Raw genomic sequence first — 21,962 nt, forward strand, 5'->3', positions numbered from 1 at the left:
CCCGCGTCGCCATCTTCGACGTGGGTATTGACCGCGCCGCCAAGGTCGCGGCCGAGATCGGTGGTATTGCCGTCCAGTGCGACGTCAGCAGCGCCGACAGCGGAACCGCTGCGCTCGCCGACGTAGGCGCCAAGCTTGGCGAGCCGCGGATCCTGGTCAACTGCGCCGGCATCGCCATCGGCGTGAAGACGATCGGCAAGGATGGTCCCCACCCCCTTGATCAGTATCGCAAGGTGATCGAGGTCAATCTGATCGGTACGTTCAACATGATCCGCCTCGTCGCCGAGCGCGCGTCGAAGCTCGAGCCGCTGCAGGGGGGCGAGCGCGGCATCATCGTCAACACCGCTTCGGTTGCCGCCTATGATGGCCAGATCGGCCAGGCCGCCTATGCGGCATCCAAGGGCGGCGTCGTCGGCATGACGCTGCCGGTGGCGCGCGACCTTGCCCGTTCCGGCATCCGCGTCTGCACCATCGCGCCCGGCATCTTCAAGACGCCGATGATGGCCGGCATGCCGCAAGAGGTTCAGGATTCGCTGGGCGCCGCCGTGCCTTTCCCGTCGCGCCTGGGCGAACCGTCCGAATATGCCGCTCTCGCCCTGCACATCATCGAGAACCAGATGTTGAACGGCGAGACCATTCGTCTCGATGGCGCCATCCGCATGGCGCCGAAATAGAAGGTCATGAACGCCGGCCTGTCCGCTGCCGCTAAAACCGGTCCGCTGACCGGGCTGAAGGTGATCGAGATGGCCGGACTCGGACCGGTGCCGCTGGCGGGCCTGATGCTGTCGGAGATGGGCGCGCAAGTGTTGCGCATCGAACGGACGGGGACGAGCGAGCTCCTGTCGCTGCCGGATGAGTACAACATCGACCGCCATGGCCGCGCCCTCCTGCGCCTCGACCTGAAGCGCCGTGAAGGCACCGATCTGTTGCTGCGCCTTGCCGAAAAGGCGGACATGTTGCTCGAAGGGTTTCGCCCGGGTGTCATGGAACGGCTTGGCCTCGGCCCCGAAACGGCGCTGGCGCGCAACCCGGCGCTGATCTACGGCCGTATGACCGGCTTCGGCCAGGGCGGCCCGCTCGCCGGCCGCGCTGGCCACGACATCACCTACCTCGCCTATAGCGGCGTGCTGCACGCCATCGGCCATGCCGACGGCCGTCCCGTCCCGCCGCTCAACCTTGTCGCCGACTATGGCGGTGGCGCCATGATGCTGATTGCCGGCGTGCTGGCCGCCCTGTTCCAACGTTCTCGCACGGGCAAGGGTGACGTCATCGACGCAGCGATGGTCGACGGCGCCTCGATGCTGGCGGTGCCCCTGCACGCCTTGACGGCGGCCGGCTTGTGGAGCGACAAGCGCGGCGCGAACCTGCTCGATTCCGGCGCCCCGTTCTACGACACCTATGAGACGGCGGATGGCGGGCACATCGCCATCGGCTGCCTCGAGCCGCAATTCTTCACCGAGTTCGCCAGGCTGCTGCCGCTCGACGAGCGCTTTGCGTCCGGCCAGTACGACAAGGCCCTGTGGCCGCCGATGCGCGCCGCCATTGCCGATCGGATCCGGCAGAAACCACGCTACGACTGGGACCTGCTGTTTGCCCAGACCGATGCCTGCGTGGCCCCCGTCCTGTCGCTGCAAGAGGCGAAGCACCACCCGCACAATCGGGCACGCAACGCCTCTGTGACGACAGGTGCATTTGAGCGCCCGGCCCCCGCGCCGCGTTTCTCGAGCTCGCAACCGACATTGGCCACTATGCCAGGCAATGAGGATTTGTCGCCATCGGCAATTCTGGCACGTTTCGGCTTTGCGAAAGCCGAGATCGACGGCCTTGTCAAATCCGGCTTGCTGACCGATAACGATAACTAGAGAAGAAAGATCAACTTACTGCGGTGCTGCCTTGGACGAGCCGAAAAAGGACGTGATCCGCGAGACGGACGCCGAAGCGATCCGGCTGGCGAAGACGCTTCTGCGCAGCGCCCGCTTTGGCGCCCTGGCGGTGATCGAACCGCAAACCGGCTCGCCGCTGGCCAGCAGGGTCGGCGTGGCCACCGACATCGATGGCGCGCCGCTGATCCTGGTGTCGATGCTTTCGGCGCACACCGGCGCCCTGCTTGCCGATCCGCGCTGCTCCCTGTTGCTCGGCGAACCGGGCAAGGGCGACCCGCTGGCGCACCCGCGCCTGACATTGATCTGCCAGGCAGCACGGCTTGAGCGCGGATCTGCCGAACACGCCCGCGTCGAGCGCCGCTATCTCAATCACAATCCCAAGGCGAAACTTTACGCCGGTCTCGGCGACTTTTCGATCTTTCGCCTCGGTTCGCAACGCGCCAGCCTCAACGGCGGCTTCGGCAAGGCCTATCACCTCGATCGATCGGATTTGCTCACCAGCGGACCGATCGTCGAGGAACTCGCGGCGCGCGAACAATCGGCCATCGACCACATGAACGCCGACCATCTCGACGCGATCGCCGTTTACGCACAGTATTTCGCGAAAGTATCCGGAAACGGCTGGCGTGTTGCCGGATTCGATGCCGATGGCATGGACCTGGTGTCGGGCGACGATGTTTGCCGTGCCTTTTACCCACAACCTTTGGCGGCGGCAGGCGAATTGCGGCACGTTCTGGTCGATATGGCCAAGGCCGGCCGAGCCATTGTCGACGCCGGGACGGAGACTTAATTAAGCTGGACCAAAAGCAACACTTGAGATTTAAGTGAAATGCTCTACCTTTTGGTGACGCTGAATCGCCAGCGCCGATCGACAAGTGAATTTATGGAATCAGACGCCATTGCCCCCATGGCGTCGGGATGAACAGGAAGCATGGGGGATCGATGGTCTCGACAAAGCTAATCGTGAACGCCGAATCGGCGGCAGAGTTTCTCATGCTGATGGGCAATGAGAAGCGACTGTTGATCATGAGCTACCTCGCCGAAGGTGAGATGTCGGTTGGAGCCATTGCCGAGAAGGTGATGCTCAGCCAATCCGCCCTGTCCCAGCACCTCGCCAAGTTGCGGGCGCTCGACCTAGTCGAGACCCGCCGCGACCGGCAGATGATCTACTACTCCTGCAAATCCGACGCCGTGCGAGAACTGCTTGTCATGCTGGACGGCATTTTCGGCAGCGGCAAGGATGATCTGTCCCAGATGGCGCACCGTTTGCGCCGTGCTGGAACCTGACCACATAGCGCCGATCTCGCCGGCGATTTCAGAGCGACATGCGCCCATCCGGGGCGTACAGAGCTGGCTGATTGTCCCGAATTGTCGCATCGTGCTTTCCAAACAAGGTGAGCGCCGGGAAGCGGTCCGGATTTTCGGGCCGATGCGACGGTCGCGAGGAATGCATGGATCCCATTCGCATCGACGACCCGCAAGATCCGCGCGTCGCTGCGTATCTCGACATTCGCGAGCGTGACCTCGCCGGCCGGCAAGGCCGCTTCGTCGCCGAAGGCAAGGTGGTGCTCGACCTGCTGCTCTCGACCGGGCGCTTTGCCGCCGAATCGATCCTGGTCCTGGAAAACCGGCTGGCAGGTCTCGACAACATCCTGAGCAAGGCGCCCGCCGACCTCCCGGTCTATGTCGCCACCAGCGCGGTGATGGACGCTATCGCCGGATTTCATATGCATCGCGGCATCCTGGCCATTGGCCGCAAGGGAGAGCCGCAGCCGGCCGAAGACCTGCTCGACGGCTTGCCGCCTCGGGCGCTGGTCGTGGTGCTCGTCGGCATCGCCAACCATGACAATGTGGGCTCGATCTTCCGCAATGCCGCCGCCTTTGGCGCTGACGCGGTCCTGCTGGATGCGACATGCTGCGACCCGCTCTATCGCAAGGCGATCCGCGTTTCGGTCGGCGCCGCGCTCAAGATCCCTTTCGCATCGTTCTCCGACACCGCCGGCTTCACGACAATGCTCGCCCGACGTGGCTTCGATCAATTCGCGCTGTCGCCACGCGGGAAGACCGACATCCGCGATGCGCAGCGCAGCAAGCGCCTAGCGCTCTATCTCGGCACCGAGGGCGAAGGCTTGCCGGACGACCTGCTCGCAAGCCTGCACGACGTGCGGATCACCATGGCGGAAGGCTTCGACAGCCTGAATGTCGCCGCAGCTTCAGCCATTGCGCTGCATCATTTTTCGGCTAGAGCAATTCTAGGAAAAGTGTGAAGCGGTTTTCCGTCCAGAATTGCGTCAAAGCAAAGAGTTAGGGCATTTCGCCGTTTCCGTGAAACGGTGAAATGCTCTAAGGAGGCCTGATTCAGCTTGTCGCGTCAGCCTTCTGCAGCGCGCGCACGCGGTCGGCAAGACTGCGGTCACCGTTGCCGGAGCGGGCGTCCGACGGTACCGCCAATGCCTTGGCGATCGGCGAACCAGGCCCCTCGAGCTTCGCCGTCAGATGGACGACCTCCGCCGCCAGCGCGTTCATCTGCTCGCGCAAGGCGGAGCTGCTGTCCGTGGCCGTGGACGCGGCCAGTGCGGTGAGGTCGGCCTTCAGCCGCTTGTTCTCGCGCGCCAGCGCCGTCAGCCTCGCCTCGAGCTGCTCACGGTCACTGTCGAGCTTGGCGATTGCCTTGTCCAAGTCATCGCTCTTGGCGACATCGCCGCCCTTGCCGACCAGGCGCAAGGCTGGCGCGCTGTCTTCGGATTTCGATCTTTCGCGCATGCGTGCCAGTTCCTTTTCGCGGCGGTCGAGTTTGTCTTCGCGATCGGCAAGTGTGGCCAGCAGCCGCTCGACCTTCTTGTCGAGTTCGGCGGTCCTTTTCTTCTCGGCTTTCAGGGCCTCCCGCGCGGCCTTGCTTTCGGCCGCGATTTCCTGGCCCCGCCTGTCGGCTTCCTTGCGCTGGCCGCGCAGCATCGCAATGTCACTGGCGAGTTTCTGCATTTCGGACTCCCGCGCCACGAGCTCGATCTGTCGGCTGCTCGAGGAAAAACTGGCGTCGTCATACATGCGCTCCAGCTTTTGCAGCTCAAGTGCACGCTTCTCCAGCTTGCGTTCGGTTTCCTTCAGACGCTCCGAAAGCTGCTGCAACTCGCCCTCTCGCTGGCGCAGCGCTTCGTTCTTCGCGCCCAGCTCGGTCAGCGCCTGGTTCTTGTCCGTCCGCTCGACCGCCAGGCCCTTCATGGCCTCGCGACCGCGATTGATCTCGACGAGTTGTTCGGCCGCCTTCTCTCGCAACGCCTTGACGCTGATTTCCAGGCGGCGCGTCGTCATGGCGTATTCGGCGCGGATGCGATCCTTGTCCGCCTGGATTTCGGTTTGCGTCAGAGGGATCGAGGATTCGACGCGTTTGCGTGTAAGCGTGACCGCACGACGCCATATGGCCGGAGCCACCATGAGCGCCAGAAAGCCAGCGCAGAGAAAGCCGAGGACGAAGAACAGGACCGACTGGACCAAGTGACTACCCGTTGTGGCCGGTAAGCATCAAACCAGATAAACCAAAAGCGTCTAGAGCGCTTTGACTGTGCCACGTTGACATGGCGGAAATCCAGCGTTGCGGCAAGGGTTTGCCGCAACGCCACGAGTTTAATGCATGTCGACCCAAAAGCGGTCCCGGTTTTGGGCAACGACAGCCAAGGACTTCAGCTTAGAACGGATTCCAGGTGGCGCGCTCGGTAAGCTTCAGATAGCCGAGATTGACGCCAAGCCGGGCACCGACACCGGTGCGGATCGGCACCAAAACCACATTGTTGTTCTTCAGCACGTTGAAGCCGACGCCAGCCACCACATAGGCCGAACCGGCGACGCCGCCATAGCGGTTGTAGAGGCTGCCCACATCGTCGAGATTGTAGACCAGCATCATCACCCGCGACCCCTCGCCGCCGAAATCCCAGCCGAGCGATGGGCCTTGCCAGAACACTTTGTGATCGCCGGCATTCTTGGTGTAGAGCGTGCCTTCGCCATAGGTCAGGCCACCGATCAGCGCGCCCGAGCCCTCTTCGCCCAGCAGATAGCCGTTGGGCAGGCCGTAGGAAGCAAAAATCTTCTCGACGACCGTGGCGAGCCCGCCCGATGTCGCGCCGAAGAACTTGTGACCGGAATCGACAATCTCCTGAGCGGTGTATTCCTGGGCCCGCAGGGCTGAAGTCGAGAAGACGAGAACGCCCAGGAGCGTGACCGCCATTGAGAAGACACGGAGAAAGCTCCGGTCGTAGTATCGGGAAAACATGCTTCCAATCTCCGTCAGGGAGCACCTTCGCCGACGCCTCGCACCCCGTACGGCTCTTTTAGCCGGCCGTTAAGGGTAACTGTTAGGGGCAAACTATGCCGTAATCCTTTTTCAACCATTAAGCTCCCACATGAACATGGCGGTTCGAAGGCTGTTTGGGGTCGCTCAAGTGGGGCCGGCAGCCTGCGTGAACATGCCATTTGCCACAACCACAATTTGGATTTGTTGCTGCACGCACGGGCGCTGTGTATTCAGAAAGCCCGAGGAGAGAGTGTGTGATTCGTGTGGCAGGCGACGATCGATCGCCCGGCCATGAGTTGTGAGATTTTGCAGGGATTTTTCGCCGATGGCCGATCTGTTCACCCTTTCCGCACCCGATCTGGCAGCGCTTTTGTGCAGCCGGGTCTGCCACGATATCATCTCGCCGGTCGGCGCGATCAACAACGGGCTCGAATTGCTTGATGAAGGCGGCGCCGACGAGGACGCCATGAAGCTGATCCGTCAGAGCGCCCGCAACGCTTCGGCCCGCCTGCAGTTCGCCCGCATCGCCTTTGGTGCCGCCGGCTCGGCCGGCATGTTGATCGATACCGGCGATGCCGAAGCGGTCGCCATCGCCTTCCTCAAGAACGAAAAGCCGGAACTGACCTGGAACGGGCCCCGCGCGTTGCTGCCCAAGAACAAGGTCAAGCTGCTGCTCAACCTGATCCTCGTCGCCAATGCCGCCATTCCGCGCGGCGGCAAGCTTTCCGTGACGCTGGAAAACCTCGAGACCGAGCCGCGTTTCGCGCTTGCGTCGGCTGGCCCGATGCTGCGTGTGCCGCCGAAATTCCTCGAACTGCATTCCGGCCACAAGCCCGAGGAACCGATCGACGCGCATTCCGTGCAGCCCTACTACACGCTGCTTCTGGCGCGCGAAGCCGGCATGACGATATCGATCCACGCGACGCCGGAAGAAATCGTGCTTTCTGCGGCCTGATTGCGCAGCCGATAGCGCGAAGTATTTCTACATTGAAATCTGTAATTCCAGCTCATCGACTTGAGATGCGTCTGGTCGTCCAGGCAGCGCCAAAGCATTCGCGAATAAAAGTAGGCACCTGCCTATCTTTGTAAAAATTTTACCTAACGCCTTTTCGGCTTCTTTACCAGATTGGCCTATGGTGCGTCCTGGATGCCCCCGACGCTACCGGACTGCCAGAAGGCAAAGAGGACCCGGAAATGAAACGCTGCATGTTCGTCGACGATTCAAGCGTCATCAGGAAGGTTGCAAAACGCATCCTGGGCGGCTCCGAAATGATTGTCATCGAGGCCGCCAGCGGACTTGACGCGCTGGAGATGTGCGCCGCCGACATGCCCGACATCATCGTCGTCGATGGCGCCTTGCCCGACGTACCGGCGGTAGATCTCATCCGTCGCGTCCGCGCCATGGAGAGCCCGATAAGGCCGCAGATCCTGATTTCCCTTGTCGAGCTCGATATTGCTTCGATCATGCGGGCCAAGCGCGCCGGCGCCCAGGGCTATCTCTTGAAGCCGTTCAACCGCCCGCAGCTGCTCGAGCGCTTTCGCACCTTGAAGAGCGCACCTGATTCGGTACCCTTGAGCAATTCCAGAAAAAGTGCGTGACGGTTTCCTGCTCAGCAGCCCAAAACAGACCCTTACCAGCCGTGATGCAAAAACCCGGCCGAAGCCGGGTTTTTTTATGGACAAGATTCGAGCGATTCGTCGCTCAGGCGCTGACGCGAATGTCTTCCGGTTCGCGCAGCACATAGCCGCGCCCCCAGACCGTTTCAATGTAGTTCTGACCGCCCGATGCCGCGTCGAGCTTTTTGCGCAGCTTGCAGATGAAGACGTCGATGATCTTCAACTCAGGCTCGTCCATGCCGCCATAGAGGTGGTTGAGGAACATTTCCTTGGTCAGCGTGGTGCCTTTGCGCAGCGAAAGCAACTCCAGCATCTGGTATTCCTTGCCGGTCAGGTGCACGCGCTGGCCGCCGACTTCGACAGTCTTGGCATCGAGGTTGACCACCAGGTCGCCGGTGGTGATAACCGACTGGGCGTGGCCCTTGGAGCGCCGCACGATGGCATGAATGCGGGCAACCAGCTCATCCTTGTGGAACGGCTTGGTCATGTAGTCGTCCGCGCCGAAGCCGAGGCCGCGCACCTTGTCCTCGATGCCGGCCATACCGGAGAGGATGAGAATAGGTGTTTTGACCTTGGAAAGGCGAAGCGTTCTCAAGACCTCGTAGCCCGACATATCAGGCAGGTTGAGATCGAGGAGAATGATATCGTAGTCGTAGAGCTTGCCTAGATCGACGCCCTCTTCCCCGAGATCGGTCGTGTAGACGTTGAAACTTTCCGATTTCAGCATCAGTTCGATGCTTTGTGCGGTTGCACTGTCATCTTCTATCAGCAGAACACGCATTTCATTCCCCTTTTCTGCTGCCGGACCATTTCACGACCCGTCCGGACCCGGAGCAGTGGTTGCCTTGTGCAGAGGCTGCCATTGAATGGTTAACAAATCCTAATTTCCCGTCCATGACGGTACCAGATTTTTTAACCTATTTCTACACCCTCTTGAATCTAATAACGAATCTCAGAACCAAATTCCTAATGCAACACATTAAAAACCCGGACTAAGCGACTCCAGGGACTCATCGACGTCGCTTCCGCATCGGTGGCCGAATTTTTACCCGGCCTTAAGTCCTGACCCGTATGATTAACAATGCCCGTAAACGAATGGTTACCGCCGGCAAAAAACTTTAGGGTTTTGTTTCCCATAGTTCGGGGAAAGGCGGTGGACACGGGTGCGGCCTGGGCGTTTCCAGGTGGTTTGGACGATAAGTGCGGGTGTGCGTTTCCGGGAGTACCGAATCATGAAGTCACGTGAAAACCTCGTTCGGCTGAAACAGTTTCAGGTGAATGAGAAGCGGCGGCAGCTGCTGCAGCTCGACATGATGATCGCCGAGTTCGAACGCATGGCCGTCGAGCTGGAGCTTCAGATCACCGCCGAGGAAAAGAAGGCCGGCATCACAGACATCAACCATTTCGCCTATCCGACCTTCGCCAAGGCGGCTCGCCTGCGCCGCGACAACCTCAGGAATTCCCAAAGCGACCTCGCCCAGCAGCGAAGCGCCGCCGAATCATTACTCGGCGAAGCTGAAGCGGAGCTTTCCAAGGCGGAAATGCTGGAATCGCGCGACACGAAGATCCGCGAAGCCGAAGTCGGTGGCCGCAGCGCCATGATCGGCTAAGACCTGGCGGTTTGCCGCACCAACGCTCGCCATCAGGCTGGCGCATTGTCGCGGCTTGCGGCTCCGGCGGGAAAAATGAACCCGCCCTACGCGGCCCAATCCCCTTCACTCTCGGCAATTGCCCTTGCACGGGCATCCTTGATATCCGGCGCATGCTGCTCCGCCCATGACCTGATCTGGGTAAGCAGCCCCGCCAGGTTCTGGCCGAGCTCGGTCAATTCATATTCGACGCGCGGCGGAATGACCGGGAAAATCTCGCGCCGCACCAGGCCGTCGCGCTCGAGTACCCGCAGCGTCTGCGTCAGCATCTTCGGCGTGATGCCCTCGAGCTTCCGGGCAAGCTCGCCATTGCGCAGCCGGCCTTTGCGTAGCGCGCAAACCACCAGATACACCCATTTGCTGGCCAGCATCTCCAGCACGGTGTGCGAAGGGCACGTTCGCCGGAACGCGTCATAGCCGAAACCGCAATCATCTTCACTATCCATGAGGTGCGTATATATCAGGAAGGTACATACTGGACAAGGGGATATTACTATCCAAATGATAGTGGCACCAACCAAGCAGGAGACATCTCAATGCGTGCCGTTATCCAGAATTCCGTCGGCGGACCCGACGTCCTTGTCATCGCCGATCAGCCGGATCCCACGCCAGAGGCCGGCGAAGTGCTGGTTCGCGTCAAGGCCGCAGGCATCAATCCGGTCGACGGCGCCGTCCGTGCCGGCTACTACCCCTTGCTCGGCGAGCCGCCTTACATCCTGGGTTGGGATATCTCGGGAACTGTCGAAGCACTCGGCGCCGGCGTCACCGGCTTCAAGATCGGCGACGAGGTGTTCGGCATGCCGCGCTTCCCCAAGCAGGCGGCGGCCTATGCCGAGCTGGCTGCCGTGCCTGCCAATCAAATCGCACTGAAGCCGAACGGCGCGGACCACCTCAAGGCAGGCGCCTTGCCGCTGGCCGGCCTCACCGCCTGGCAAGGGCTTGTTCGCCACGGCGGACTGAAATCGGGGCAGCGCATATTGGTCCATGCGGGAGCCGGCGGCGTCGGTCATCTGGCGGTGCAGATCGCCAAGGCGCGCGGCGCCTACGTCATCGCCACGGTCAGCCCGGGCAAGCTCGATTTCGTCCGCGAACTCGGCGCCGACGAGGTCATCGACTACACCAAGGGCGATTTCACCGATCAGGTTCGCGACATCGATCTGGTGCTGGATCCAATGGGCGGCGACCACGCCCAACGCTCGCTGAAGGTGCTCAGGCGTGGCGGCGTGCTGGTGTCATTGCTCGATGTCAGCGACAACACCAGGGCCCAGGCCGGCGCGCGAGACATTCGGGTCGAGCGTATGTCCGTCGTGCCCGACAGGGAGGGCCTGGTGGAACTGGCTCGGTTGATCGATGCCAACAAGCTCGCCGTCCATGTGGCGAAGAGCTTCCCGCTGGACCAGGCAGGGGCCGCTCACGCCTTCCTCGCCACCAAGCCGATCGGCAAGGTTGTGCTATCGCTCTGAGCGGGAACGGTGAAAACAGAAGGGCGCGGGGTTAGCCGCGCCCTTCGTCTAAATTCGCAATGTCAGTGCCGGTATTGCTGGATGCGTGTCGTGCGCAGCCCGGCAAGGCCATATTCGTCGATCGACGCCTGCCAGGACAGGAATTCCTCGGTGGTGAGCTTGTAGCGTTGGCATGCCTCGTCCAGGCTCAAAAGCCCGCCGCGCACGGCCGCAACCACTTCCGCCTTACGCCGGATAACCCAGCGACGTGTATTGGTCGGCGGCAGATCGGCAATCGTAAGAGGGCTGCCGTCAGGCCCGATAACATATTTGACTCTCGGTCTAACCAGATCGGTCATCGTACTCTCTACAAAAAACTCAAAGACCCAATCCCCGCCACGTTACCGCCACAGCTTTAAAAATTGCCTAAGCAGACCCTAATGACTAGGTAAGGATCATGAACGCCGCGTTAGTCTTTTCGCCGGCATTTGAAACATCTGCCCGCAAACGCTGATTTGCCGGGGAAAATGCATCCCCTGGCGGAGATCGGCCGCAACCGGTGAATCGCCCTGCACGCTGGCGCGGCGGTAAAGCTTGACCTATATTCTCGACATTGGCATTGAGGCGCCGCGCAGAACGAAAGCATCATGAACAGTCTCGATCTTCCCGGACGTCCCGAAAACACCCGCATCGTCGTCGCCATGTCGGGCGGCGTCGATTCTTCTGTCGTCGCAGGCCTGCTGAAACGCGAGGGCTACGACGTCGTCGGCGTCACCTTGCAGCTCTACGACCACGGCGCGGCGACGCACCGGGCCGGCTCATGCTGCGCCGGGCAGGACATCGACGATGCCCGCCGTGTCTCCGAGACGCTCGGCATCCCCCATTATGTGCTCGACTACGAGGAACGCTTCCGCAAGGCGGTCATCGATCCCTTCGCCGAGAGCTATGTCGCCGGCGAGACGCCGATCCCGTGCGTTTCCTGCAACCAGACGGTGAAGTTCGCCGACCTGCTAGCCACCGCCAAGGAGCTCGGCGCCGACGCGCTGGCCACCGGCCACTACATCCGTTCCGGCGCCAACGGCGCCCACCGCGCGCTCTACAGGCCGGTCGACGCCGACCGTGACCAGAGTTATTTCCTGTTCGCCACCACGCAGGCACAGATCGATTATCTGCGCTTTCCCCTCGGCAGCCTGTCGAAGCCTCAGGTTCGCGCCATCGCCGAGGAGATGGGGCTGGCGGTTGCCGCCAAGCAGGACAGCCAGGACATCTGCTTCGTGCCGCAGGGCAAGTATTCCGACATCATCGCCAAGTTGAAGCCAACTGCGGCCAATCCGGGCGACATCGTCCACATCGACGGCCGCGTGCTCGGCCGCCATGAGGGTATCCTGCGCTACACGATCGGCCAGCGCCGCGGCATCGGCATCGCTTCCGGCGAGCCGCTTTACGTTGTCCACCTCGATGCCGACCGCGCTCGCGTCGTGGTTGGCCCGCGCGAGGCGCTGGAGACGCACAAGATCTATCTGCGCAATATGAACTGGCTGGGCGACGGACCGCTCACAGACGTCCCTGCAGGCGGCCTGGAGCTGTTCGCCAAGGTCCGCTCGACGCGGCCGCCGCGCCCGGCCGTGCTGCATCATCGTGCCGGTGCCACATGGGTGGAACTGGTCGACGGCGAATCCGGCATCGCGCCGGGCCAGGCCTGCGTGCTCTACTCCGACGACGGCAACGAAGCTCGCGTGTTCGGCGGCGGCTTCATCGAGCGTTCGGAGCGTGGCGCCGAGGCCGAGGCCATGCTGACCCGGCTTGCCGCCCGGCCGGCCCAGATTCCCGCGGAATAAGATTCCCGCCGAATAATTCCGCGCTTCAGGAATTCGACTTGGTGTGGGTGACCGTGCCGGCGGTCAGGATGCGCAGCACCCTGATCGCTTCCTCGCCGCTGGTGCGCGGCTCGGCACGCGTCTCGATGCACTGGATGAAATGCTCCAGCTCGCGTGTCAGCGGCATGCCCTGGGCAACCGCGACATAGGATGGCTCATTGGTGGTGAAGGCCCATTGGCCGCTGTCCTGCCACACTGCATGGCGGTAGACGGCAAGCTTGCGTTCCCATGGCTCGACATCGTCGAACACCGCCATCGCCTTGGTGCCGACCACGGTCAGCCGCCGCTCCCGATAGGGATTGAGACGCGAGGTGAAGAGATGGCTGCGCAGGCCGTTGGGGAAGCGCATGTGCAGATGCGCGAAGTCGCTGAGATTGTCGAGCAGAGCGGCCCCCTCGCCGCGCACCTCGATCGGCTCCGTGCCGGTGATCGCCAGGATCATCGACAGATCGTGCGGCGCCAGGTCCCACAGCGCGTCGTTCTCTGTGTGGAACTTGCCGAGGCCGAGCCGGTGCGAGTGGATGTAGCGGACTTCGCCGAGCTCGCCCTTGTCGATCAGCCCTTTCAGCGTCTCGAAGGCGGGGTGGAACCGCAGGACATGGCCGACCATGAAGACGCGGCCATTGTCCTTGGCCGCCTGCACCGCACGCTCGGCGTCGGCAACCGTCAGCGCGATCGGCTTTTCCACCAGCACGTCCTTGCCGGCCGCGACGGCACGCACGGCAAGGTCGGCATGGAATTGCGGCGGCAACGCCATGACGATGGCGTCGATATCGTCACGCACGAACAGCTGGTCCGGCTCGATCGCCAGGCAGTCCTGCTCGCTGGCGAAGCCTTCTGCGCGGGCCCGGTTGGTGTCGGAGACCGCGTACAGCGCGCCGAGCGCCTTGAGAGTGCGGATGTGGTTGCTGCCCCAGTATCCGCAACCGAGGACTGCTATGCGCGGCTTCATCTGTTTCAACTCTAAAAACTCGTGGCCGAGACATAGCGACGTGCCCCTTCGAACTCAACCCCGGCGGCGGCAACCAAATGTCCGCGTGGCAAAGCTTTTCGATAATGACGATAAGCCGGCAAGCCGGTTGCTTCGAAGCTTGACAGGCTCACCCTCCCAACCTTATATCCGCGCGACCTTGGCGAACGCCCCCGACATGCCTTTCGATTTGAGGCGGATTTCGGGCCTTTCGCCGCCCTGGCGGGGTAGCTCAGTTGGTTAGAGCACGGGAATCATAATCCTGGGGTCGGGGGTTCAAGTCCCTCTCCCGCTACCAGCCCTCTTAAAGACGGCAAAAAGATCAATAAAATCGATGGGGCCTATGCCGGTGCGTTCGAATGCATCCTTGATGTGGAGTCATTTGCGATGGTGAAGGATGGCGCCGACACGCTGACCCTTTCAGGCACGTCGCTGCTGGACTGGACCGTCGACCAAGGCGGCATCATCTCGGCGGCCGAGCGCTAGGGGGCGATGTCTCGATCGGTGCAGGCGCCTCGTTCACCTTCGACCAGACAGCTAATGTGAGCTATGCCGGCGCGCTCTCGGGTACCGGCGATTCCGTCAAGGACGGCTTGGGGACAGTGGTTCTGACTTCGGACAACTCGGCTTTCGCCGGCGCCACTTCGGTCAATGGCGGCACGCTCGCCGCAGGCGCGGCCAACGCGTTCAGTTCCGCCTCGCAATTCTCGGTCGCGGCGGGCGCGACGCTCGATCTCGCCGGCACTTCCCAAGCCATTGTCGGGCTGACCAATGCCGGGACTGTGGGCATCGCCGGCAGCCTCGGAAGCAAGCTGACCGTCAGTGGCGACTATGTCGCCGAAGGGCGTCATTGCCCTCATCTCGCGGCAGATCCAATGCTCCCGCAAGAAATCAGCCGTCGGCGGCCGCTCAAAATTTACCATTCTCATGAATAGTCCCAGATGTTTAACACCTACCGGTATCTTGGCGGCTATAGTCCGAGCCGCGCTGGTGGACTTGGAAATATCTCGGCATGTGCGGTTTTAGCGGTTATTTCGGCACTGTCCGGGATGGGAGGGCGCTCCTTGGAAGGATGACGGCTGCCATTGCGCATCGCGGCCCCGATGAGCAGGGATTCTTCACCACAAAGGCGGCCGGCCTCGGCCATGCGCGGCTGTCCATCGTCGGCCTGGGGGACGGCCAGCAGCCCATGTCCGATGCGACGGGCGATCTGACGATCGCCTTCAACGGTGAGATCTTCAACTATGTGGAACTGCGCGAGCAGCTTCGCGCGAAAGGCCGCCATTTCCGGACAGCCAGCGACACCGAAGTGATCCTGCATCTCTATGACGAGATGGGGGAGGATTGCGTCTCCGCGCTCAATGGCGATTTCGCCTTTGCGCTCTGGGACGGCCGCCGCCGCCGCATGGTTCTGGCGCGCGACCGCATGGGGGTCCGGCCGCTCTTCTATACAAGGCAGGGCGAACGGCTATACTTCGCCTCGGAGGTCAAGGCGCTCCTCCAGGCCCCGGGCGTCGCGGCCGAGATTGATCCGGTCGCACTCGACCAGATCTTCACGCTCTGGGCCCCGATCGCGCCGCGCACGGCCTTCCGCAATATCTACGAGCTCGAACCCGCAAGCCTGATGATCGTGCAAGAGGGCAGCGTCTCGACGCGACCCTACTGGAGTCTGGAGTATCCCGACCGGGACGCGCCGCCCCAGCACCGGGACGAGCGTGCCGCGGCCGAGGAACTGCGCGCCCTCCTGACGGAGGCGACCCGCATCCGCATGCGCGCCGATGTGCCAGTCGGCGCCTATCTCTCTGGTGGCCTCGATTCCTCCATCACATCGGCGCTGGCGGCGGGCATGGCGCCGGGTGGCCTCAGGACCTTCTCGGTCACGTTCGATAGCGCCGAACATGACGAGAGCCCCTTCCAGCTCGAGATGGCCCGTGCGCTCGGCACGCATCACAGCGCCGTCGCCTGCGGGGAAGGCGATATCGCGGCCGTCTTCCCTGACGTTATCCGCTTCACGGAGCGGCCGATCCTGCGCACTGCCCCTGCCCCGCTCTACAAGCTCTCGAGCCTCGTGCGCGAGGCCGGCTTGAAAGTGGTGCTGACGGGCGAAGGCGCCGACGAAGTCTTTGCCGGCTACGATATTTTCAAGGAGGCCAGGGTTCGGCGCTTTTGCGGGAGACAGCCCAGCTCCCGCATCCGGCCGCATCTGTTCCGCAAGCTCTACCCCTATCTTCCGGGCCTGAGGCAGCAATCGGCCGAGTACCTGTTCTCCTTCTTCGGGGCTAGCGGCGCGGCGCTCGACGATCCGCTGTTCTCCCATCGGCCGAGGTTCGACGGCACGGCGGCGACGAAGCTGTTCTACTCGGGCGATCTGCGTGCCACATTGTCCGGATATGACGCCGCCGAGGAACTCGCCGCGCGTCTGCCCGAGGCGTTCGCCCGCTGGCATCCCTTGCATCAGGCGCAATATCTGGAAGCCCGCTTCCTTCTCCCCGGCTATATCCTGTCCAGCCAGGGCGACCGCATGGCGATGGCCCACGGCATCGAGGGCCGCTTTCCCTTCCTCGACCATCATCTGGTCGAGTTTGCCGCCGGCCTTCCTCCCGAGATGAAGCTGAAGGGGCTCGTGGAGAAGCATATTCTCCGGGAGGCGACCAAAGACCTGCTGCCGGCCGCCATCGGCCGGCGGACCAAGCAGCCCTATCGCGCACCGGACAGCCAGTCCTTCGTTGGGCCGGGCACGAGGGACTATGTCCAGTCGGCCCTGGGCGACGCCGCAGTCAGCGCCGGCGGGCTCTTCAATCCGAAGGCAGTGGCAAAACTACATGAGAAATGCAGCCGCCAGCCGGCCTCCGGCTTTCGCGACAACGCGGCCTTTGTCGGCATCCTGTCGACGCAGCTGTGGCTGACGACTTTCACCGGCACAGGCATTTGCAACGCAAAGGCCGCCTGACACCACCAAGGAAAGCGAACGACATGACCGATACGATCCGAGACGCAGTGAAGGCCTTTGTCATCGAGAACTTCCTGTTCGGCGACACCACCCACACCCTCGCCGATACGGACTCGCTGATCGAGAACGGCATCATCGATTCGACCGGCGTTCTGGAACTGGTGGCCTTTATCGAGGACCATTGCGGAATCACAGTTGCGGACGCCGATATCGTGCCGGCCAACCTCGATTCACTGGCGCGCATCACGGCCTTCATCACAGCGAAGACCGCATCGCTCGTCGCGGCGTGACGGCTGGCAGCGGAAGGCCCGAGCTCATGCGGGTCGAGCAATTCCTCATCACGAACGCGGCCGCGCATGGCGCGAAGACGGCGCTTGTCACCGACCGGAAGCGGTTGCGCTATGACGAGCTCGACGATCTGTCGAACCGGCTCGCGACCGCTCTCGCCGCGAATGGCGTGCAGCGCGGCGACCGCGTTCTCGTCTTCATGGATAATTGCTGGGAAGCCGCCGTCTCGATCTTCGCGGTTCTCAAGGCGGGCGCGACCTTCAGCCCGATCAACGCCTCCACCAAGGCCGGCAAGCTCGCTTATGTCATCGACGATTGCGAGGCTGCAGCGATCCTGACCCAGGCCAAGCTGATGCCTGTCGTGATCCAGGCGCGTGCGCTGTCGGACCGGCCGCTCTTCGTCGCGTCGACGCAAGCGCCATCCAGCCATACGCCGGATGGCGCTGCCTCCTTCGAGGATTGTCTCAAGGTCGCGCCCGTGCCCGTTCGCCATGGCGGGATCGACATCGACCTCGCCATGCTGATCTACACCTCGGGCTCCACCGGTCGCCCCAAGGGCGTGATGATGACGCATCGCAATATCGATGCCGCGGCCGAATCCATCATGACCTATCTGCGCAACACCCCTGACGACATCATCCTCAATGTCCTGCCCCTGGCTTTCGACTACGGCCTCTATCAGCTGCTGATGGCGATGAAGCTCGGCGCGACCCTCGTCCTCGAAAAATCCTTCGCCTTTCCGCAGGCCATTTTCGAGCGCATCCGCGCCGAGAAGGTCACCGGTTTCCCGCTGGTGCCGACGATGGCGGCGCTGATCCTGCAGATGCGCGATTTGGCGCCGGGTTTCCTGCCGAGCCTGCGCTATATCTCGAACACCGCCGCCGCCCTGCCGTCGGTGCATATCGCACGGCTGCGCGAGCTGTTCCCCAGCGTGCGGCTCTATTCCATGTACGGTCTGACGGAGTGCAAGCGCTGCACCTACCTGCCCCCGGAGGAGCTGGACCGCCGGCCGGGTTCCGTCGGCATCGCTATTCCCAACACGGAAGCGATCGTCGTCGACGATGAGGGCAACCGCGTGCCACCGGGCGTGGCGGGCGAGTTGGTCATCCGCGGCCCGCATGTCATGCAGGGCTATTGGCGCAACGACGTGGCCACGGAGCAGATGCTGCGTCCCGGGCCGCATCCCTGGGAAAAGCGGCTCCACACCGGCGACCTGTTTCGGACGGACGAGGACGGCTTCCTCTATTTCGTTGGCCGTAAGGACGACATCATCAAGACGCGCGGCGAAAAGGTTGCCCCGAAGGAAGTCGAAACTGTGCTGCACGCCCATCCCGGCATCGTGGAAGCCGTGGTGACCGGCGTGCCGGATCCGGTGCTCGGCCACGCCATTGCCGCCCTCGTCGTTCTCTCGGACGAGACCCTGAGCGAACGGGACATCATTCGCTACTGCGCCGTTCATCTCGAGGATTTCATGGTGCCGAAGCTCATCGAGTTCCGCCGCGAGTTGCCGAAGACCGATACCGGAAAGGTCAGCCGAAGACTGGCGGCCGAAACGTTGGGGACTGCAGAATGAACCACTCCCTCGCCCCGAGCCGTCCCGCCTTCTCGGCCGACGCGCTGACGCTCGACAACGCTGCGGAAACCGATCGCATCGTCGCGGGGTTGCGCGAGCAGCTACGCGGCATGCGCAAGCGCGGGCTCGTGCTCGGCCTCTCTGGCGGCATCGATTCCAGCGTCTCGGTCGCGCTCGCCGCCCGCGCCGTCGGCGCGAAGAACGTCTTCTGCCTGTTCATGCCGGAAAGCGACTCCGATCCCGACAGCCTCCGCCTCGGCCGGCTGGCCGCCGAAACCTTCGGCGTCGAAGCGATCGTGGAGGATATCGGCCCGACGCTGCACGCGATGGGTTGTTATGAGCGGCGGGATGCCTTCATCCGCGAGCTGGTGCCGGAATACGGGCCGGGCTGGGCCTCAAAGATCGTCATCGCCAATTCGCTCGCCGGCGAGGGCTACAACATCTCCTCGCTGGTGGTGCAGGGCCCCGAAGGCCGGCAGACGAAGCTGCGCATGTCGCCGGCGGTCTATCTCGGCATCGTCGCCGCCACCAACATGAAGCAGCGCACGCGCAAACAGATCGAGTACTATCACGCCGACCGGCTGAATTTCGCCGTGCTCGGCACGCCGAACCGGCTCGAATACGACCAAGGCTTCTTCGTGAAGAATGGCGACGGCGCAGCTGACGTCAAACCGATCGCCCATCTCTACAAGAGCCAGGTCTATGCGCTTGCCGCCCATCTCGGCATTCCCGAGGAAATCTGCCGCAGGGCGCCGACGACCGACACCTATTCCCTCGAGCAGACGCAGGAAGAGTTCTACTTCTCCCTGCCCTATGACCGCATGGATATTTGCCTCTTCGGCCTGAATAACGGCCTTTCAGCCGTGGAGGTCGGCACCGCCGCGAAGCTGACTACGGTCGAGGTCGAACGCGTCTGGGCCGATATCGCCGCCAAGCGCCGGGCGACGCGCTATCTGCACCTTGGCCCGCAGCTCGTCCACCCCGTCGAGGAAATCGCCTGCTGAGATCGGCGCGACAATCGGGATTATGTTGCCGCGCGCGCAATGGTGGCCTATTCGAACCGCTCCCCGGCCAGGCGATTCCAGTGCTCGCCGGCCAGCCCGTTGAAGAAGCCTTGCGAACTCAGGAACGCGTTCACCAGTTCCTCGTCGCGTGAATGCACCACGGTCGAGGCCGGTTGAGTGAAGGCGACCCGTCGACCCAGCATCGCTGCCAGCAGGGCGGGTTGCGTCCGGCCGCGCAGGCCGGCGGCGCCGCGCCGCGCTGCATCGCCAATCAAGCAGTCGATGACGGAACCAGCTTGCCCCGGCAGGGCCAGAACCTGCAGCACGCGCGCCATCCTGCCCGGGCGGGTGTGATAGAGGAAGGCGCCGACCAGCGCCCCGCTGGGGGAGGAGACGGACGCTAACACGGCCTCGCCATAGTCCGGCTTCTGGGAAGCCTCCGCGAGGATATGCGCAAGTTGCTCCGCGCTCCAGTCGGGTCGGAGCGGGAACTGGCGCATCAACGGGTCCAAAAGAGCCGCAAAACCGGCATGATCGATTTCGGCAACCTTGAGGCCGCCCTTGCGATTCCAGAGTTCCGGGACCCCGGACCAGCGCATCTCGTTCTCCTGCATCCGTCCGCGAAGATAGCGATCGAGTCCGCGCGCGAGCGGGTCAAGCAAGCGCACGGCGCCGGCTCGCCGCGAGGCTAGATCGAGCAGGAAGGCCGAAGGCCGGATTACCCGGATCCAGTCCAGGCTGTATTGCGGCAGGGCGACCCCGCGCAGTTTCGTCCACATTTGCGTCGAGAGGGCATTTGCGGTTTCGCTGAAGGAGATGTCCTGCGGCCCGGCCAGGAATGTCCTGAGCAGCCTTGCGCCGGCCATCGGGTCGTTCGCCCGCGTTTCGACCATGAGCGAACCACAGATGGCGGCGCGCAGCTTGCGCTGGCCATGCCTCATCGGCAGTACATTCACGCCGACAAAGCCTGAAATGTCGCCTTCGCTCGCAATATGGACGAGAGACGCGATCTCCGGATCGCAGACCGGGCCTTCAAGATAGTGCCAGCGCAGATAAGTCTCAAGCGCCGGAGGCGGCGGCTTTCCACCGTCCCGGAAGGTTCTTTGAAAGAGCCCGACGACGGCCGGAATATCCGCAGCCTGCAGGGGACGAATCTGGCTCATGCCAAACTTGCGGAGGATGAGATCGCGGGCGCACCGTTCTCCAGCTTGCGGAGGAGTGCGACACGCGGCATTCCGACCTCATCCTTGGCGAATGTCACGGGTTCATAGGCCTTGGCTCTGGCTATCAGGGCAGCCACCTGGCGGTCCTGCCCCTGCCCGAACTCGAACAGCAGCCAGCCACCAGGCTTGAGGAAATCGATTGCGTCCCGGATCAGCCGCTGGTGGATCGAGATGCCGTAAGGCCCCCCGTCGAAGGCCTCGCGCGGCTCGCCCTCAAGCAGATGCGCGCTCTCGCCTTCGAGGCGCGCGGTCGAGATATAGGGCGGATTGCAGACAATCATGTCCGCCGCGCCGATAAGCCCATCGCCCTCAAGCGCACCGAACAAATCCCCTTTCCGGATGGTGACCCGGTCCTGAAGGGCCAAGCGTTCGGCATTGCTACGGGCGAGCGCGACCGTGCTGTCAGTCACGTCCACCCCCCAGACGCAGGCCGACGGAACTTCCGCCGCGATCGCCAGAGCAAGGTTGCCGGAGCCGCAGCACATGTCGATCACCATCGGGCCGGGCGCGCGATCGCGAAGAATCGCGAGCGCGCTCTGTCCGAGCAACTCTGTTTCCTGACGAGGCACGAGAACGCCCGGAGCCAGTTCGAGCATCACGCTCATGAAACGATGCAGGCGGGGCGTAGAACGACCGGCTAGGGCTGCTGCTCTGTGCGGCACGGCGGTTCCTTACGTCATCCGACGGTATTGCATACACAATGACCTATCGCGCTCCGGTAAACGGCTGCTAAAGATATCCGCCGATACTTCGCAGCGCGCCAGCTCGGCCATATAGATGCCGTCCCATCCAAGGGATGTGGCTCCAATCAGAGCTACCCAGCCGTAAACTTCAATGACCGACTTTGGGCGCATTGCTGTCATTCGCCTCCGGCGCATAAGTCGCCGCGTCGCCTAACACGCTAAGCCCGCCACTCATCCTGTCAGGCGGCAGTTACCTTGGATCGGATTCTCCGCCTCAAGTATCCACTCCAGCAAATGAAGATTGAAAGTTTTCCATTCCGTTTGTGGATTCATTTTTTTCAAAATTTTGACTAAGATGATATAACGCATTGACTTTATGCCGATTAAAGTCCCTCTCCCGCTACCACTTCAAACGCCACTATCGTACGCAATGGCCGATTGTGGCGGGCTGCCCATGCGGTGTCCTGTGCGATAGCGGCTATACCTGACCTTCCTAGGGCGAGTAGAAGCCTTCA

General features: G+C 62.6%; 22 protein-coding genes, 1 tRNA gene and 1 pseudogene (1 of these 24 running past the window's edge). 16 read left to right on the plus strand and 8 right to left on the minus strand.

Annotated elements, in window-relative coordinates:
* The 5 genes and pseudogenes from EOB49_RS18360 to EOB49_RS18380 all read left to right on the plus strand — a co-directional run.
* A pseudogene (locus EOB49_RS18360) lies at positions 1 to 674 on the plus strand (3-hydroxyacyl-CoA dehydrogenase) (it extends 110 nt beyond the left edge of the window).
* A 6-nt stretch (positions 675 to 680) separates the two neighbouring features.
* Positions 681 to 1,862 (plus strand): CaiB/BaiF CoA-transferase family protein, encoded by a 1,182-nt coding sequence (locus EOB49_RS18365; protein WP_127381814.1) that lies wholly within the window; start codon positions 681 to 683, stop codon positions 1,860 to 1,862.
* A gap of 31 nt (positions 1,863 to 1,893) precedes the next feature.
* Positions 1,894 to 2,673: a HugZ family protein gene (locus EOB49_RS18370; RefSeq protein ID WP_127381815.1), complete on the plus strand. Its 780-nt coding sequence runs from the start codon at positions 1,894 to 1,896 to the stop codon at positions 2,671 to 2,673.
* A gap of 152 nt (positions 2,674 to 2,825) precedes the next feature.
* On the plus strand, positions 2,826 to 3,170 hold the full coding sequence (locus EOB49_RS18375; RefSeq protein WP_023809905.1) for a metalloregulator ArsR/SmtB family transcription factor: 345 nt from the start codon (positions 2,826 to 2,828) through the stop codon (positions 3,168 to 3,170).
* A gap of 164 nt (positions 3,171 to 3,334) precedes the next feature.
* Positions 3,335 to 4,150: an RNA methyltransferase gene (locus EOB49_RS18380; RefSeq protein WP_127381816.1), complete on the plus strand. Its 816-nt coding sequence runs from the start codon at positions 3,335 to 3,337 to the stop codon at positions 4,148 to 4,150.
* A 91-nt stretch (positions 4,151 to 4,241) separates the two neighbouring features.
* On the opposite strand, the gene EOB49_RS18385 is transcribed toward EOB49_RS18380, so the two are convergent.
* Together EOB49_RS18385 and EOB49_RS18390 are read right to left on the minus strand one after the other, a co-directional pair.
* Entirely contained in the window at positions 4,242 to 5,378 is a 1,137-nt protein-coding gene (locus EOB49_RS18385) for a hypothetical protein (RefSeq protein WP_127381817.1), read from the minus strand.
* A gap of 190 nt (positions 5,379 to 5,568) precedes the next feature.
* Positions 5,569 to 6,105, minus strand: a complete 537-nt coding sequence (locus EOB49_RS18390; protein WP_236382921.1) for an EipA family protein — start codon at positions 6,103 to 6,105, stop codon at positions 5,569 to 5,571.
* A gap of 391 nt (positions 6,106 to 6,496) precedes the next feature.
* Between EOB49_RS18390 and EOB49_RS18395 the strand changes: the two genes are divergently transcribed.
* Complete coding sequence (locus tag EOB49_RS18395; RefSeq protein ID WP_024504504.1) at positions 6,497 to 7,126, plus strand: histidine phosphotransferase family protein; 630 nt, start codon at positions 6,497 to 6,499, stop codon at positions 7,124 to 7,126.
* 239 nt (positions 7,127 to 7,365) lie between these two features.
* Positions 7,366 to 7,770, plus strand: a complete 405-nt coding sequence (locus EOB49_RS18400) for a response regulator (protein WP_127268016.1) — start codon at positions 7,366 to 7,368, stop codon at positions 7,768 to 7,770.
* Between the two features lie 103 nt (positions 7,771 to 7,873).
* On the opposite strand, the gene ctrA is transcribed toward EOB49_RS18400, so the two are convergent.
* Positions 7,874 to 8,569: a cell cycle two-component system response regulator CtrA gene (ctrA, locus tag EOB49_RS18405; protein WP_006203583.1), complete on the minus strand. Its 696-nt coding sequence runs from the start codon at positions 8,567 to 8,569 to the stop codon at positions 7,874 to 7,876.
* Between the two features lie 451 nt (positions 8,570 to 9,020).
* On the opposite strand from ctrA, the gene EOB49_RS18410 reads away from it, so the two are divergent.
* Positions 9,021 to 9,398 carry a flagellar export protein FliJ gene (locus EOB49_RS18410; protein WP_013529907.1) on the plus strand — a complete coding sequence of 126 codons (378 nt, stop codon included), beginning with the start codon at positions 9,021 to 9,023 and terminating at the stop codon, positions 9,396 to 9,398.
* An 86-nt stretch (positions 9,399 to 9,484) separates the two neighbouring features.
* Here the strand turns inward: EOB49_RS18410 and EOB49_RS18415 are convergent, their stop codons facing one another.
* Positions 9,485 to 9,883: a helix-turn-helix domain-containing protein gene (locus EOB49_RS18415; RefSeq protein WP_023809911.1), complete on the minus strand. Its 399-nt coding sequence runs from the start codon at positions 9,881 to 9,883 to the stop codon at positions 9,485 to 9,487.
* Between the two features lie 90 nt (positions 9,884 to 9,973).
* Between EOB49_RS18415 and EOB49_RS18420 the strand changes: the two genes are divergently transcribed.
* Entirely contained in the window at positions 9,974 to 10,900 is a 927-nt protein-coding gene (locus EOB49_RS18420; protein WP_127381818.1) for an NADP-dependent oxidoreductase, read from the plus strand.
* A gap of 62 nt (positions 10,901 to 10,962) precedes the next feature.
* Here EOB49_RS18420 and EOB49_RS18425 read toward each other — a convergent pair whose 3' ends face one another.
* Complete coding sequence (locus EOB49_RS18425) at positions 10,963 to 11,238, minus strand: DUF1153 domain-containing protein (protein ID WP_013529904.1); 276 nt, start codon at positions 11,236 to 11,238, stop codon at positions 10,963 to 10,965.
* 288 nt (positions 11,239 to 11,526) lie between these two features.
* Between EOB49_RS18425 and mnmA the strand changes: the two genes are divergently transcribed.
* Positions 11,527 to 12,717, plus strand: coding sequence for a tRNA 2-thiouridine(34) synthase MnmA (mnmA, locus tag EOB49_RS18430; RefSeq protein WP_127381819.1), 1,191 nt, complete (start codon positions 11,527 to 11,529; stop codon positions 12,715 to 12,717).
* A gap of 25 nt (positions 12,718 to 12,742) precedes the next feature.
* Here the strand turns inward: mnmA and EOB49_RS18435 are convergent, their stop codons facing one another.
* Positions 12,743 to 13,708 (minus strand): Gfo/Idh/MocA family oxidoreductase, encoded by a 966-nt coding sequence (locus tag EOB49_RS18435; RefSeq protein WP_127317829.1) that lies wholly within the window; start codon positions 13,706 to 13,708, stop codon positions 12,743 to 12,745.
* Positions 13,709 to 13,947: 239 nt separating this feature from the next.
* Between EOB49_RS18435 and EOB49_RS18440 the strand changes: the two genes are divergently transcribed.
* The 6 genes from EOB49_RS18440 to nadE all read left to right on the plus strand — a co-directional run bounded on the left by EOB49_RS18440 (position 13,948) and on the right by nadE (position 19,541).
* A tRNA-Met gene (locus EOB49_RS18440) sits at positions 13,948 to 14,024 on the plus strand.
* A 244-nt stretch (positions 14,025 to 14,268) separates the two neighbouring features.
* Entirely contained in the window at positions 14,269 to 14,661 is a 393-nt protein-coding gene (locus tag EOB49_RS18445) for an autotransporter-associated beta strand repeat-containing protein (protein ID WP_164781725.1), read from the plus strand.
* Positions 14,662 to 14,738: 77 nt separating this feature from the next.
* Positions 14,739 to 16,676, plus strand: coding sequence for an asparagine synthase (glutamine-hydrolyzing) (asnB, locus tag EOB49_RS18450; protein ID WP_127381821.1), 1,938 nt, complete (start codon positions 14,739 to 14,741; stop codon positions 16,674 to 16,676).
* A gap of 23 nt (positions 16,677 to 16,699) precedes the next feature.
* Positions 16,700 to 16,966 carry an acyl carrier protein gene (locus EOB49_RS18455; RefSeq protein WP_127381822.1) on the plus strand — a complete coding sequence of 89 codons (267 nt, stop codon included), beginning with the start codon at positions 16,700 to 16,702 and terminating at the stop codon, positions 16,964 to 16,966.
* Positions 16,967 to 16,992: 26 nt separating this feature from the next.
* Positions 16,993 to 18,537, plus strand: coding sequence for a class I adenylate-forming enzyme family protein (locus tag EOB49_RS18460; RefSeq protein ID WP_127381823.1), 1,545 nt, complete (start codon positions 16,993 to 16,995; stop codon positions 18,535 to 18,537).
* Positions 18,534 to 19,541 (plus strand): NAD(+) synthase, encoded by a 1,008-nt coding sequence (nadE, locus tag EOB49_RS18465; RefSeq protein WP_127381824.1) that lies wholly within the window; start codon positions 18,534 to 18,536, stop codon positions 19,539 to 19,541. Before EOB49_RS18460 ends, nadE begins: the two co-directional genes overlap by 4 nt.
* Positions 19,542 to 19,588: 47 nt before the next feature.
* Here nadE and EOB49_RS18470 read toward each other — a convergent pair whose 3' ends face one another.
* Both EOB49_RS18470 and EOB49_RS18475 read right to left on the minus strand, forming a co-directional pair.
* Positions 19,589 to 20,704 carry a hypothetical protein gene (locus tag EOB49_RS18470; RefSeq protein WP_127381825.1) on the minus strand — a complete coding sequence of 372 codons (1,116 nt, stop codon included), beginning with the start codon at positions 20,702 to 20,704 and terminating at the stop codon, positions 19,589 to 19,591.
* Positions 20,701 to 21,369: a HemK/PrmC family methyltransferase gene (locus tag EOB49_RS18475; RefSeq protein WP_245472749.1), complete on the minus strand. Its 669-nt coding sequence runs from the start codon at positions 21,367 to 21,369 to the stop codon at positions 20,701 to 20,703. The genes EOB49_RS18470 and EOB49_RS18475 overlap by 4 nt, the downstream gene beginning before the upstream one ends.
* Positions 21,370 to 21,962 lie beyond the last annotated feature (593 nt).

This window comes from Mesorhizobium sp. M7A.F.Ca.MR.148.00.0.0, assembly GCF_003997735.1.
Taxonomy (GTDB): domain Bacteria; phylum Pseudomonadota; class Alphaproteobacteria; order Rhizobiales; family Rhizobiaceae; genus Mesorhizobium.